The sequence below is a fragment of the Pseudomonas sp. 313 genome (assembly GCF_000316965.1).
Classification (GTDB): domain Bacteria; phylum Pseudomonadota; class Gammaproteobacteria; order Pseudomonadales; family Pseudomonadaceae; genus Chryseomonas; species Chryseomonas benzopyrenica.
Genome location: NZ_ANBZ01000107.1, coordinates 1 through 201, shown reverse-complemented (window position 1 = coordinate 201; position 201 = coordinate 1). Strand labels below are relative to the sequence as shown.

The 201-nt window shown below is 55.2% G+C and carries 1 pseudogene; it reads left to right on the top strand.

The features are described 5' to 3' along the window. Positions 1–73 precede the first annotated feature (73 nt). Positions 74–201, top strand: a pseudogene (locus C722_RS26365) (IS5/IS1182 family transposase); the annotation flags it as partial.

The window sequence follows — 201 nt, the reverse complement described above, 5'->3', positions numbered from 1 at the left end:
GGCTTTAGGGAAGGTCTGAAAAAGACTTCCTGAATCTGGTGAAATACGCCGATCCCGCCAGCCGAGTTTTTCCATGAAGCAGATGACCTTCGCCGACGCCGAGTACGCCGGCAAGCGCAAGCAGACCCGTAAGGGATTGTTCCTGATCGAGATGGATCAGGTGGTGCCGTGGAAGGGATTGATTGCCCTGATCGAGCCACA